Origin of the sequence: Thiomicrorhabdus sp. Kp2 (assembly GCF_000478585.1) — a bacterium.
Classification (GTDB): Bacteria; Pseudomonadota; Gammaproteobacteria; order Thiomicrospirales; family Thiomicrospiraceae; genus Thiomicrorhabdus.
Window position 1 is genome coordinate 1,562,779 of the sequence record NZ_ARWI01000001.1, and the last position, 14,349, is coordinate 1,577,127.

A 14,349-nucleotide genomic window follows, 5' to 3' on the forward strand; every position below is an offset into this window, starting at 1 on the left:
GTTAATTACTTATTTTCAGACAGTGTACAAGGTATTTTAATATCTGCAATTGCTTGTTTAAATAATTCTAAAACTTGCATTCGTGAAAACGTCTTACGCCATGCAAGGGCAACCGTTCTCTTGGGAACGGGGTTAGCTAATGGTTTTATGGTAAAAAGCTCTTCATCACGTTCTGAGAGCGATGTACATGGAAAGATAGAGATACCTACTCCAGAAGAAACCATATAACGAATGGTTTCTAATGAACTGCCTTCAAATGTTTTTTGTAAACGGTCACTTTGGTAGTTTAAATGCATTAAGTTTGGAAAAGCTTCAACAACTTGATCTCTAAAACAGTGTCCAGAGCCCAATAATAAAACGGTTTCATCTTCAATTTCTTGTAGCTTTATGGGTTTATTACCTTTGGCTAAAGGGTGTTCTTTAGGAATGATGGCGCTAAATGTTTCTTCATAGAGAGGATAGGTTTCAATATTAGGTTCATCAAAGGGTAGTGATAAAATAACAACATCTAATTCGCCAGATTGTAATTTATCTGCTAAAGCATGGGTATAGTTCTCTTCAATGATTAGCGGGATGTTAGGGGCTAATTTATGAAAACTGGGTATCAGTTTAGGAAGTAAGTACGGAGCAATGGTATAGATTGCACCAATTTTTAATTCACTGCTTAAATCGCCCTGAGCTTCTTTTGAAATTTGTTTAATGTCTTTACTGCGTTCTAAAATTTCTTCAGCAATGGTAATAATTTTTTTCCCTACTGAAGTAATCAAAACATCTTGCTTACGTCGTTCAAATAAAATAACGCCCAGTTCATCTTCTAATTTTTTAATAGCGACACTTAAAGTAGGTTGACTCACAAAACAGGTTTCTGAGGCTTTTCTAAAATGTTTTTCTTTAGCAACAGCCACAATGTATTTGAGTTCATTTAAAGTCATCTAATGGCCTTTTATTGAGTTAGATTATGTGTGTTTATTGGATAAGTGGTTGCGTAAGTAAAGTATATATTTTCTTTATATATAACTTCTTATAGTTCTTATTAGCAACAAGAAAGTTGTAGATAAGTATTGATTTGATCATTTTATCAAATAGTTAGATTGTGGTTAAGGTGTGTGTAGAGTTTCTGATAAAGTATGTGTGTAAGTGTGCGTGAAATGTGGATAAAATTTAGGTTTTGAATTTTTGCTATAGTTATCCACAAAAATACATAAGTTATCCCAAGGGCTTATTTGATTTTTTAAGGGGTAATGTAAAACTAAATTTTAGGACAAGAACAGCAATGAAATCGACCAATATTGAAACAGAATCTCTTTATGAGTTAATTCAATCAAGAAGAACATGTTACCAATTTTTGGATAAAGACATTGCGCCTGTTGATGATATAAAGTTGAATATTTGTTTACAAGCTGCGCTTTGGGCACCTAACCATAAACTGACTCAACCATGGCGGTTTTGGGTGATAGGTGATGAAGCTAAAATGAAATTAGCGCATATTTATGCGGATAATAGAGCAAATAAAAAAGCGTTATTAGAAGCGTGTTGTTATGAGCGTTTTTATGAAAAAGCGTTTGCTAAATTTATGGAAATACCCAAAGTGGTATTAGTTGGTCAAGCTTTATCTCAATGTGAAACCACTCAAAAAGAAGACTATGCGGCTTGTGCCTGTGCGATACAAAATTTTCAATTAATGGCTTGGCAACAAAGTATGGGCGTTCAGTGGAGTACAGGCCCCATTATCTCTGATAGTAGAACCTATAGAGAGCTAGAGTTACAACGTAATGATATTGAAATTATTGGTGCTTTATATATAGGAAGTATTGACGAACAATGCTTCTCAAATTCATTACCTAAACGCAAAACCCTAGAAGAAGTCACTGTTTATTTAGATTGAATTTAGTAAGTTACCAGGCCTGGTAACTTAAAAATAACAGTTTAATAGCTTAGCCAACTTGTAATTTATTGAGTAATCCTCTAATTTACCCGCTCATTCATTAAACAGAATATTTCTATGTCGTTAACGGCCTTGCAAGTTTTACAAAGTGTTTATGGTTACGACCAGTTTCGTAGCCAGCAAGCAGAGATTATTGATGATGTTATTTCAGGACAAGACTGTTTTGTTTTAATGCCAACAGGGGGCGGTAAATCGCTCTGTTATCAAATCCCTGCGCTTATTCGCTCTGGTACGGCTATTGTGGTTTCGCCATTGATTGCCCTCATGCAAGATCAAGTCTCTGCTTTGCAAGCCAATGGTGTGAGTGCTGCTTATTACAACTCAAGTTTAGATGCTCAATCAGCTGAAAATGTATTAAGTCAATTACATTTAGGTCAATTAGATCTGCTTTATGTGTCGCCAGAACGTTTATTAAATCAGCAATTCATTCAGCGTTTACAAAGTCTACCGATTAGTTTATTTGCCATTGATGAAGCGCATTGTATCTCGCAATGGGGTCACGATTTTAGACCTGAATACAGTCAAATGGGTTCGCTTAGAGAGTGGTTTAATCAAGTACCGTTTATAGCGTTAACCGCCACAGCCGATAGAACCACCCGCCAAGATATTATCGATAAATTACACTTTCATAATCCTAAAGTGCATATCAGCAGTTTTGACCGTCCAAATATTCGTTATAAAGTGCTCGAAAAACACAATCCAATGAAGCAATTGATGGGGTTTTTAGAAACCCATCAAAAAGAGAGTGGGATTGTTTATGCTTTAAGTCGTAAACGGGTTGAAGAAGTCGCTGAAAAACTGAAAGATGAAGGTATTAATGCCAAAGCCTATCATGCAGGTTTACCTGCTGAGATAAGACACTCTGTTCATCAGCAATTTATTCGTGATGAAGTTGATATTGTAGTCGCTACTGTGGCGTTTGGTATGGGGATTGATAAACCCAATGTGCGTTTTGTGGTGCATTACGATTTACCTAAAAACATAGAAGGATATTACCAAGAAACAGGACGAGCGGGGCGTGATGGCTTGCCTTCAGAAGCCTTATTGTTGTTTGGTATGCAAGATGTGGCCACCGCAAAACATTTTGTTGAAAATGTACCTGATGAGAACCAACGTCGTTTGGAGAATTTTAAACTCTCCAGTATGGTGGATTTTGCGGAAGCGCAAACTTGTAGACGCAATGTTTTACTCAATTATTTTGCGGAACCTAGCCATAAACCGTGTGGCAATTGCGATATCTGTTTAGATCCTCCCACCTTATTTGATGGCAAACAGGCCGCGCAAAAAGCGTTGTCTTGTGTGTATAGAATGAATCAAGGTTTTGGTGCTAAACAAGTGATTGATGTCTTGCGTGGCATGGATAATGAGCGTATTCGAAATCTCAATCATCATCAATTAAGCACTTATGGAATTGGTAAAGAGTATTCAGCGCACGAATGGTCAAGCATACTGCGTCAATTGATTCATTTAGGGTATCTCTATCAAGATATCCAAAATTATTCGGTATTGAAGCTTACAGCGCTTTCTGGTGATGTTTTAAAAGGTAAGATAGAGGTTCAATTAGCGTTTCCAAAAAAACAGAATGCAAAAGTGACCAGGCCTGGTAAAAAATCATCTAAAGAGACCTTATTAGATAAAGACAGAGCTTGTTTTGAAGAGTTAAGAACTTTACGAAAAGAGATTGCAGAGAGCGAAGACATACCCGCTTACCAAGTTTTTGGCGATGCTACTTTAGTGGAAATGGCGCAGAAAAGACCACAAACTGATTCTGAATTATTAGCTATTAGCGGGGTGGGTGAAACCAAATTAGCCCGCTATGGTTTTGAATTTTTAGGCGCTTTAAGAGCGTTAAAACATTAAAAGTTAATTAACTCTTCTTCTTCAATAATTGAGTTGCCGCTTGAAAGGTTACGAATATTTTTCTTAAAGAGAATTTTATTTTGTACCGCATCAGGTAAGTCAGTAAACAGCATAATATTTTTATCAATTAAGATATCAATCACATCTTCAATAATACGAACCATATCTAAATCTAAGCGATTTAATACGGCTTGAATAATTTCTTCGCTATTAGGTGCGGTTTCAATAAACTCTTTTAATTTAGGATCGTGAAGACTAATCTCTTCTAAATTAGGAGCTGGAGCAAAATGAATATTATCAATATCACCAGTTGAATTTCGTTCGATATAAATCATAGTCTTGCCTATTTTAAAAATATTCTAAATTTTAAATTTTTAAATAACTCAAACTACCAGGCCTGGTTATTTAAAAGATTATGAAGGTGTAAGTTTAGTTTGTAAAACTTTTAGCCCATCATTACAAATTAATAGAGCTAACATCCTAATTTAATTCGTATTTAATTGCAGTGTTTTGTTTTTCAATCAATCATCTATTTCAGATAAAACATTACCTAACAGTTCTGTTAAACGATCATTTTGCGAGTAATCTACAGGGCAATCGATAATAGTAACGGTATTGCTATTAAGTGCCGTTTGTAAGGCTGGCAATAACTGGTCTGCAGATTCAATGCGGACGCCTTGTGCACCAAATGATTTTGCGTAATCTACAAAGTTTGGATTTTTAAAATCAATATAAGCGGCACGGCCAAAACGGCGTTGTTGCTTCCACTCAATTAAGCCGTATTGGCTGTCATTCCATATCAGAATCACAATAGGTGTTTGGCAGCGTAAAGCAGTTTCAATTTCTTGTGAATTCATCATAAATCCAGCATCGCCTGTTACCGCAACAACGCCTTTTTTAGGATAGGCGAGTTTGGCCGCCACCGCACCAGGCACGGCAATGCCCATACCAGCAAAACCATTTGAGATAATACAAGTATTAGGTTCATCGCAACGGAACATACGTGCCATCCACATTTTATGGGCACCAACATCACTGATTGCAATATCATCTGATTTCATGGCGGTACGCAGATCCCAAATAATCTTTTGTGGCAGCATTGGCCAAGCATCGCTTTTACGGCAGCGATTCATCTCATTAATCATCGCTTCACGTAAATGAAACTCAATGTCTGTAGAGTTGATAGGCGTTTCAAGAATTTCATCTAAAGCCTCTCCTAATCCTGCAAAGTTAGCACCAATATTACCAATAAGCTCAATTTCAGGAATATAACGGTTATCCACTTCGGCTTTTTTAGTGTCGATGTGAATAATGGTGTGTTGTCGATTTGGATTCCATAGATGGGGATGATATTCCACCATATCAAAGCCTACACAAATGACTAAATCCGCTTTTTCAAACCCCGCATTTTCATAATCACCTTTTTGTAAACCAGCGGTTCCCATCGCCATATCGTTATAAAACGGGATAATACCTTTAGCCATAAAGGTATTTACAACGGGTATTTTGTGAGTGCTTATAAATTGTTCAATATATTTTCCAGCTCGAGAACGTACGGCACCATTACCGACCAAAATAAGTGGATTTTTAGCTTCAGCTACCAGTTCAGCTGCTTGCTTTAATAAACTGCGATGGGCAAAGGTCAAACGGTTGGTGCTGACAGGCAGTGGTAACTCATCGGTGTCCATCTCAGTGATGTTTTCAGGTAGATCAATAAAGGTGGCACCTGGCTTTTCGGCTTCGGCAATTTTAAAGGCTTTACGTACCACTTCTGGAATGGTTTCGGGTTCTAAAACTTGGGTTGCGTATTTGGTAATGGGTTTGAACATACTAACTAGGTCTACTACCTGGTGCGATTCTTTATGCAAACGAGTTGTGCCTGCTTGGCCAGCAATAGCCACAAGCGGGGCATTATCCATATTGGCATCGGCAACCCCTGTAACTAAGTTAGTTGCACCAGGGCCAAGTGTTGACATACAGACACCAGGTTTACCCGTTAAACGACCATAAACATCCGCCATAAAAGCGGCACCTTGTTCGTGTCGTGTGGTGATGAATTTAATCTCTGAATCAAGAAGCGCATCCATGATATCTAGGTTTTCTTCACCAGGAATTCCAAAAATAAATTCAACATTTTCATTTTCTAGACATTTAACAAATAGATTGGCTGCTTTCATGGCATGCTCGCTTTTTTGATTTTTTTAAATTGAATTGCAGAGTGCTAAACAGGCTTTATTATGAAGATTAATAAACGAAATAACCAGGCCTGGTAACTTAATATTTAGAGTAAATTTGAACAAACAAGAGGAATAGCGGATTTAAACAATATGGATACGCGAGACTTTATATCTCGCGTATAGATTGGTAAATATGGGTGAATTAAAATATTACGGTGTTCTTTATTGATTGGTTAACTGGTTTACAGCTGTCCACATTTTATCGCGGCTACCAGCCATAGGCACATCCGTAAGATATTTACCATTTACTACAATCGCAGGTACACCTTCAACACCATAGGCACGGGTCATTTTAGCGGCTTGTCTAACTAATTGGTCAACTTTAAACCCCTTAAAGGTGGCGATAAAATCGGCTTCTTTAACCCCAAATTGAGTAAAGAATTGAGCAATTTTCTCTGGAGTAAAGAGCTCTTTTTTATCTCTATGCAAGGCATCAAAAAATGGGGTGTGAGATTGTTCTAACACACCGAGTTCTTGAGCAGTATAGAAAACGCGACCCATAAATATCCAGTTTGGGTGGTTAAATACCACGGGCATACGCTCAAAATGAACATCTTTAGGTTTGGTTTTTAACCACTCATGTAAACTCGGTTCTAGGTGATAACAGTGAGGGCAGGTATAACCAAATATCTCAACGACCTTTTTTGCATGAGGTGCAGTAGATTGCGGTTGTGGAACCATTTTATATTCCACTCCTTGCTCTAAACCAAACCCTTCAGCGGCAAAAGTAGATATGCTCGTTGTTGCTAATAGACCTGTTAAACCAGCTAAAAATGTTCTGCGCTTCATTATGAACTCCTCAAAATCATTTAGGTTAATTACAACTCACCGTACGAGTGTAAACCTGATAAGAACATATTAACCCCTAAAAAGGCGAAAGTAGTAACCAATAAACCAATCAGTGCCCACCAAGCCATCGGTGTACCACGCCAACCTTTAGACATACGAATATGTAACCAAGCCGCATAGTTAAGCCATACAATTAGTGCCCAGGTCTCTTTAGGATCCCATGACCAGTAACCACCCCAAGCTTCGGCAGCCCACATAGCACCTAATACGGTGGCAATGGTAAAGAAGGCAAAACCTAAGGCAATGTTTTTGTACATTAAATCATCCATCATTTCTAATGAAGGCATACGTTTAACAAAAGCACTATCTGGGTTTTTAGCAGCGATTTTAGCGGTAAGTAAATAAGCTAAACCCACCATTGCGGCAATAGAGAAGGTGCCATAACCTACAAAGTTAGCAGGTACATGAATTTTCATCCACCAGCTTTTTAGTGCAGGTACTAATGGTTGAATTACATGCGCATCTTTATCAAAAATATACCAAAGAATAAAGACAACAGCGGCACTCAGAACCATCATGACAAAACCACCCAGGTTTCGTGTTTTGTATTTTTGTTCGTAATAGAGATAAATAAGTGCAGTTAACACAACAAATAGAACAAAAACTTCATATAGGCTACTGACTGGAATATGGCCGTAATCAAAATTAATGATATACGATTCGCGCCAGCGAACCATCATTCCAATTAAGCCAAAAACAGCCGCCGACCACACCATGGCAGTTGCCACTTTTCCAGTAAATTCAGATTTCTGATAGAGTGCTAAAAAGTAGGTGACCATTGCTAATATAATCAGTGCGTTCATCCACATAATGGCAGATTGACTGGATATTAAATACTTTAAGAAAAACGCTTGTTCATTAGCGGCAAACACATTGCCATGGTTAGCATAGGTCCAAATGGCTAAAAAACTCATTGCAGCAGTAACAAGGGTAACGGTTTGAATGCTTGGCCAAAAGCGACCCAACCAAATCAAACTGATAGCAGTACCAATTAATATGGCCACCTCATACTCATCCATTAAGTTACCAAATTCATACCACCCATAAAAGGAGATGAAAGTAACAAAAGATGCCCAAGCAATATCTCGAATTGATATGGATGGCCTATTTGAATTTTTAAATTCGTCCATGTAATTTTCAGTTTGCATAATCGTAGCCTTATTATTTATCTGAATTTTGTTTGTTGTTATCTTTTTGTTCTAGTGACTTGTTATTATAATCTTGAATCTTGGTCACAATAGATTCAAATTCTTTGGTGGTTTCTGGTAAATCTTTATTATCTTTAGAAGCAATAGTCACTTCCAAACCTTCTGTTTCATCGTCATTGTTTTTAGATTGAATATGAATCCAAGTACGGCGTTGTCTTACATAAAACAAGAAGAATACACCTATGATTAACATGGCACTACCAAAGTAAACCACGTCTTTACCTGGTGACTTGGTAATTTGTAATCCTGTGGCTTCAATGTGTTTAAAGTTTTCAATTTCAAAATACATTGGAGGCCCATAAACTGATAGGCCTGAAATGGTATTTAAAGCATCTTCAAACCAAGTTTTATCAAAGTCAGAAATCTCTTCGTCATAACTCTTAACAACACCTTCTTCTTTTAATAGATCCATATAGAGTGTTTGCAACACAAAACTGGTTTGGCTGAAGTAGAAATCAGACACTTTTTCACGGTCTTCTTTAGGTACGTTTTTCTCAACAAAACCTGAGATACCGTTAAAACCTTTACTACGGAATAACATCAATAGTTGTTGTAGTAACTTGGTTTGAGTGTCATAGCTTTGTTGTGACATATCAGGGGCTTTAGGGTACAGCTTAGCAAATAACTCTTTAGTGGTTAACGGGTTATTGATTTTAGTTAATAGTTTGAAGAAACGCTCTTTTTTGCGGTTTGCATCTGCTGGAATAAAGAGGTATCTAAATGGTTCGGCATTGCTTGTACGCACACCCGTCATAAAGAACCAGCGCTCTTCTTGTTTACTTGGTAAGAAGTAGTTTTCATACTCCCAAGCTTTACCTTGATCATTTCTTACTTTAAAGATAATGGTTGGCCCATTGTTATGCATTTTGTGGCCAGTTAATTTAAATTCTTCTTCAGTAGCAGGCACAATATTGTGCATTTTAAAGTCATTAAACTCCGCCTTAAAGGTACCAACAGGGGTTTTTAAAGGTTCAATACTATTAACGCTTGTTTCAATTTTAATGGCGTTTTCAATTGGCGATAAAAGAGGGTGAACTTTAATATTTAGCTTTGTACCACCATCACCAAAAGAGGATTGATAAATGGCATAGTTCTTATAATAAAGAGGGTGGTTTACTGCAATGGTTTGTTCGATTGGTTTGTCTAGATCGGGTGCTGTTAGAATTAAATCACTTTCAAATGACTTAGGCATTCCTGTGTCGTAATATTCAATTCGGAAGTTTTTATTCACTACTGTAAACGGCAGTTTTTGAACCAAATAACCGTTTTCATAAGGAAGAAATAGTACATCTGTTTTTTCTCCTTCAGGAACATTAACAGACCCCCTAAAAGAGAGGTTTTCAGGCCCTAACCAAGATTTTTGGTCAATTTGATCTAAACTGACAGAACGAGTTTCTGGCATTAAATCGCCTGTTAACTCTCTAAATTTAAGCAATAGGTTACTGTCTAGTAAAGCGCCTACACAAATCACAATAATGGAAACATGGGTAAAGAAATACCCTAATCGGTTCCAACGACCTTTTAGACCAGCAACAGTCACACTGCCATCATCACGAGTATGTACTTTGGTTTTATAACCATTATGTTCAAGCAATGCTTTAGCGTATCCCTGTTGTTGTTCTAAAGCTAAAGGGCTTTCAATAACGGTTTTATTTGGTTGATGTTGCAGTGCTCTTTTAGACAGTTTTTCACTGTACTGTTTCATGTCTTTTAAAAAGGTGGGGGTGTTTCTGGTTACACAAACACTGGTTGAAACTAATAAAAACACTAGTACCAATACAAACCAAGCTGCACCATAAACATGAAACAAACCTAACTGTTCAAATACCTGGCTCCAAAATGGACCAAACTTAATAATGTAATCTTGTACCGTTTGATTTTGCTGTAATACGGTACCTATTACCGAGGCGATAGAGAGCATAACCAATAATGTAACGGCTAGATTCATTGAGCCTAAAAAGTTCATAAAAACACTCGTTTTTTTAACTTGAGTGGTTTTATTAGGCTCTCTAGAGGGCATAGTAGGGTTCGTTTTAGCTTGTGTTATTTCAGTCATAGTATCGTTTTGGTTATTTTTATCTAGAAAGCTATTATTATTTACTGATTTGTAGGTGACTGTTTTATATACAAAAAAACAGAATTCTTCACTTTACCCTTTAATTTTAAAAGGGCGTTTTATATACAAACCATCTGGTAACTAGATAGAATCAGTTAAAAAATAGGATAGAGTATATACCTATGTAAATCATTGATAAAGTATTAAAATATGATTTTTGTACGCCATGAATAGACTTGTAAAGCCCTTTAGTTTTGGGGGTTATTGATGATTGAATGAAGGCGGCTAATTCACCAATGGAACTTATGACACGACTATGCAGCATCCTCTTTATCAGCAAGCCACTTACTTAAAAAGTGTACCCACTATTGATTTATGTCCAGAAGAGCTTACCCATGAGGTCGCCTTTGCTGGACGTTCTAATGCAGGTAAGTCGAGCGCTTTAAATGTGATTACAACGCAGAGAACCTTGGCAAGAACCAGTAAAACCCCAGGGCGTACTCAGTTAATTAACTTTTTTCCAGTCGATGAGACTCGTGCTTTAGTGGATTTACCAGGCTATGGTTTTGCCAAGGTGAATGTAAAAGTAAAACGCGCCTGGGAAGCAGGGTTAAGTACCTACTTAGAAAAACGAGAAGCCTTAAAAGGGTTAATTTTATTGGTTGATTCGAGAATGGAACCCACTGAAATTGATTTAGTGATGTTGGATTGGACCTTAGATATAGGTTTGCCTGTTCATGTTCTGTTAACCAAATCTGATAAGTTAAAGAAAGGTCCAGCAAATGCTAGCCTGCATACCATGCAAAATATTATTGAAGAGAACTATCCTCATGCAACAGTTCAACTTTTTTCATCTTTAAATAAGCAAGGTTTAGATGAGGTTTGGGACAAGCTTGATTGTTGGATGGAGTTTGAGCGACCTAAAAAAGAGGTCGTGGTTCAGCATAGACACTTAGCTGAAAAGGGCACTAAATTAAAGAAAAAGAAAAAAAAGAGCAATATTAGAACGTTTTAAACGTTGGCTCATATTGCTCTCGTTTTACTTTAAGCTTTTTTAAAGGCTTTCATTTTCTGAATCTGCTCTGGGTTCAGAATATTTTCGATTTGTTGTTTGCTTTCTTTATAGAGTTGGCGTTTCTTTTGCATTTTAGTTTTTAAAATATCAGTTAACTGAGCCTGTTGCTGTTCAGTTAAATCAAGCTTTTTAGTCATGCGCTCAACCTTATGGCTAATGCGTTTTTCCATTTTTGCTTGGCGTTCTTCTGGGCTTAATTTTTTATGATCTTTATGCATAGAGTGATGGTGACATTTTTTAGCCCCTTTATCATTCATGTGTGAATCGGCATAGACAGCAAATGAAGCAGAAGTTAAAGCAAGAGCCGCCATAAGAGTAGTGAGTTTTTTCATGAGATAATCTCCTAAACAGGGTATGTTAATAAACAGAAGCGGATTTTTTAAGAGAACCATTTTTACGCTTTCTGTTTTGGTCAGGTGTAGTATCTCAATGAACTGTGCAAACTTTATGCAAGCAAAATGGTAGTTTGTGAAAGGTGTTGGTTTCTCTTTTTAGGTATCCATATTTTGTGATTGATTAGTTAGAATCAACCACGAAGACACGGAGACACGAAGGTTTAAAAAGGAGTAATAGCGATTAGAGATAACACTGTTCATATGTTTTAACTCGTGCGACATAAATACTTTATTTATAAGGTTTTATAACGAATGGCAATTAGTAGGGTTATTCATTCAAATAAAACTAGTGTGCTATTTTAGAATTCTGCGTGCTTTCGTGTCTTCGTGGTTAATATTTTTATTAATCATAAATACTCTTACCCTTCTGTTTTATCTAATAAAAACTTATAACCCACACCATAAACAGACTGAATCCAATCGTTTTCACCAAATGCACTGCTGAGTTTTTGGCGGAGTTTCTTGATATGGCTGTCAATAGTGCGGTCAGAAACCACTCGATTATCATGGTAAATGCTGTCAATAATTTGCGAGCGGGAGAAGATTCTGCCTGGTGATTTAGAGAGTGTTTGCAGAATTTCAAATTCTACGGCAGAAAGGTCAGTACTTTTATCTTTAAAGTGAACTTGATAGCGCTGTTCATCAAGTTGCCAATCGCTTGATTGTATTGTTTGATTCGGTAAGTTTGAACGACGTAACAGCGCTTTGACTCTGGCCACCACTTCACGCGGGCTGAACGGCTTACAAATATAGTCATCTGCACCTAATTCTAAACCCAAAATACGGTCAAGTTCCTCAACTCGAGCGGTAATCATCATAATGGGCACTTGGCTAAAACGGCGAATATTCTTACAGAGTTCTAAACCATCGCCATAAAGCTGACTATTTGGCAGCATAACATCCAGCAATACGCAGTCAGCTTGGTTATTTTCTAGCCAGTTAATCACCCCCTCACCCGATTCAAAATATTGAGTTTGATAACCGTGGCTGTGAAGGTATTCAATAATAATCTCAGCTATTTTTATTTCATCTTCAACGATGACAATGGTTTGGTTCATACATTAACCACCTTTTGAGTTATCAGACGGTAAAAAGATACACACTTTTAAACCGCCTAATTTGGATAATTCAATTGTAAACTCACCTTCATGTGCTTCTATGACCTGGCTAACCATGGCTAAACCAAGGCCAGTGCCGCCTGTTCGGCGGTTTCTGGAAACTTCAGCGCGGAAAAAACGCTCTTTTAAATGGGTCAGTTCTTCTTGAGTAACGGCTGGCGAACTGTCTTCAATGCAAAGTAACCAGGCCTGGTTACTTTGCATTAAGCTCAGTTGCACAGTGCCTTTAGAACCATCAGCTTGAACGGCATCGGTATAGTCAATGGCATTTTGTAGCAGGTTATTAAGCATCTGTTGTAAACGTTCGCTGTCACCTTGAATCCAGGCTTTGTTTTCAAACTTGGTGATTTGCAGCGCTAAGCCTTTTTGTTGGGCTTTGTTTTCAAACTGTGCTGCAGTTTGTCTGAGCAGTTGGCTAAAATCTAGGCGTTGCATCGCATATTGTAAGGCACCTACATCACTTAAACTGAGTTGGTAGAGGTCTTCAATTAAACGTTGTAATAAACCCACTTCTTGATGCAACTGCTCAAGGTTTTTTTCATTCATTGGGCGAATCCCATCGCGCATCGCTTCAATAGACCCATTAAGCACGGTTAATGGGGTGCGCAACTCATGTGAAATATCGGCTATCCATTGATTACGACTGAGCTGAGAGGCCTCTAAGGTTTTAGCTAAGTGATTGACATCTCTTTGGAGTGCGCCAAACTCATCTTTACGTTGGATGTTTAAGCGGTGACTAAAATCACCCGAAGTGAGCTGGCGCATTGACTCTGTGATCTGGCGAATTGGCGCAATGAGGTGATTGGCTAATGGCCAAATAATCAGCAGAGCAAGTAGGGTGATAAACAACGCACCTAAACTGAGTAATTTGAATTGATTTTCGGCAAATTCAATGTCGGTTTTTTCAATAAGCTCTTTTAAAGGGTGGTAACCAATTTGCCCAATGATGCGGTTATCTTGATAAATTGGCAGACGAATATTTGTTTTTTCAAGGGTGGTACCAAAGATGATTAACTCATTATCACCGATTAGGCTTACACGGTTTTCAAACTCATCAGATGGAAAGCTACGTTTACGTTTTTTGCTCTCTTTTTTTAGTACAAATTCAATTGGAAGCGGGTTCTCTTGTAAATCAACTCGGTGTGATAGACGTAACATTCTCAGCCAGATGACTTCGGGGATTTGTTCAGCGGTGGTGACAGGCTCATGTTGCAAATAAAAATCTAAATTACTTTGCAAACGTTCAAGACGTTGTTGGTCGCGCTGATCGATGTAGTGCAACATGGTTTTATGCAAAACAAACTGGTTACTCCACAAAAGAGCTCCCAGCACAATAAAGCCAAATAGCAGTAATAAAGTGATTAACTTTAAGCGTATACCCATGAACGTTTTCCAATAATTTTTTACAGTTTACCACTCGCTCTTTTAGACAGCGGAATAAACCCGTTTTGAATAAGCTAAGGTTTTATGGCTAAAGAGCGCTAACCAGATATAAAACTATAGCTAAAATTTTAATTTTAAAGGTGCAAAAAATGTGCAACTTTGCCAAGGTTGAAATAAAAAAACCACTCAAAACCTTTTGGGTCTTTAGTGGTCTTTTAATAGA

General features: G+C 37.5%; 12 protein-coding genes. 3 read left to right on the forward strand and 9 right to left on the reverse strand.

The window, feature by feature from the left end; all coding sequences use genetic code 11:
- Window positions 1-5 precede the first annotated feature (5 nt).
- Window positions 6-932, reverse strand: a complete 927-nt coding sequence (locus tag A379_RS07230) for a hydrogen peroxide-inducible genes activator (RefSeq protein ID WP_040727164.1) — start codon at window positions 930-932, stop codon at window positions 6-8.
- Between the two features lie 341 nt (window positions 933-1,273).
- Between A379_RS07230 and A379_RS07235 the strand changes: the two genes are divergently transcribed.
- The gene (locus A379_RS07235) at window positions 1,274-1,885 is read left to right on the forward strand and encodes a nitroreductase (protein WP_040727165.1); all 612 of its coding nucleotides are present in this window, start codon (window positions 1,274-1,276) and stop codon (window positions 1,883-1,885) included.
- Between the two features lie 117 nt (window positions 1,886-2,002).
- Window positions 2,003-3,805 carry a DNA helicase RecQ gene (recQ, locus tag A379_RS07240; protein ID WP_040727166.1) on the forward strand — a complete coding sequence of 601 codons (1,803 nt, stop codon included), beginning with the start codon at window positions 2,003-2,005 and terminating at the stop codon, window positions 3,803-3,805.
- Here recQ and A379_RS07245 read toward each other — a convergent pair.
- From A379_RS07245 to A379_RS07265, 5 genes are all read right to left on the reverse strand, one after another.
- Window positions 3,802-4,140, reverse strand: coding sequence for a hypothetical protein (locus A379_RS07245; RefSeq protein ID WP_040727167.1), 339 nt, complete (start codon window positions 4,138-4,140; stop codon window positions 3,802-3,804). The two genes, recQ and A379_RS07245, sit on opposite strands and share 4 nt — an antisense overlap.
- A 186-nt stretch (window positions 4,141-4,326) precedes the next feature.
- Window positions 4,327-5,982 (reverse strand): acetolactate synthase large subunit, encoded by a 1,656-nt coding sequence (locus A379_RS07250; protein WP_040727168.1) that lies wholly within the window; start codon window positions 5,980-5,982, stop codon window positions 4,327-4,329.
- Window positions 5,983-6,204: 222 nt separating this feature from the next.
- Entirely contained in the window at window positions 6,205-6,831 is a 627-nt protein-coding gene (locus tag A379_RS07255) for a thiol:disulfide interchange protein DsbA/DsbL (RefSeq protein WP_040727169.1), read from the reverse strand.
- A 29-nt stretch (window positions 6,832-6,860) separates the two neighbouring features.
- Window positions 6,861-8,039: a c-type cytochrome biogenesis protein CcsB gene (ccsB, locus tag A379_RS07260; protein WP_106381691.1), complete on the reverse strand. Its 1,179-nt coding sequence runs from the start codon at window positions 8,037-8,039 to the stop codon at window positions 6,861-6,863.
- Between the two features lie 13 nt (window positions 8,040-8,052).
- Window positions 8,053-10,155 (reverse strand): cytochrome c biogenesis protein ResB, encoded by a 2,103-nt coding sequence (locus tag A379_RS07265; protein ID WP_081696371.1) that lies wholly within the window; start codon window positions 10,153-10,155, stop codon window positions 8,053-8,055.
- 316 nt (window positions 10,156-10,471) lie between these two features.
- Between A379_RS07265 and yihA the strand changes: the two genes are divergently transcribed.
- Complete coding sequence (gene yihA, locus A379_RS07270) at window positions 10,472-11,170, forward strand: ribosome biogenesis GTP-binding protein YihA/YsxC (protein ID WP_040727171.1); 699 nt, start codon at window positions 10,472-10,474, stop codon at window positions 11,168-11,170.
- A gap of 29 nt (window positions 11,171-11,199) precedes the next feature.
- Here the strand turns inward: yihA and A379_RS07275 are convergent, their stop codons facing one another.
- The 3 genes from A379_RS07275 to A379_RS07285 all read right to left on the reverse strand — a co-directional run bounded on the left by A379_RS07275 (window position 11,200) and on the right by A379_RS07285 (window position 14,126).
- Window positions 11,200-11,562 (reverse strand): hypothetical protein, encoded by a 363-nt coding sequence (locus A379_RS07275; RefSeq protein ID WP_040727172.1) that lies wholly within the window; start codon window positions 11,560-11,562, stop codon window positions 11,200-11,202.
- 422 nt (window positions 11,563-11,984) lie between these two features.
- A complete protein-coding gene (locus A379_RS07280) occupies window positions 11,985-12,683 on the reverse strand; it encodes a response regulator (RefSeq protein WP_040727174.1) in 699 nt (232 codons plus the stop codon).
- Window positions 12,684-12,686: 3 nt separating this feature from the next.
- Window positions 12,687-14,126 (reverse strand): ATP-binding protein, encoded by a 1,440-nt coding sequence (locus tag A379_RS07285; RefSeq protein ID WP_051145079.1) that lies wholly within the window; start codon window positions 14,124-14,126, stop codon window positions 12,687-12,689.
- Between the last annotated feature and the right edge of the window lie 223 nt (window positions 14,127-14,349).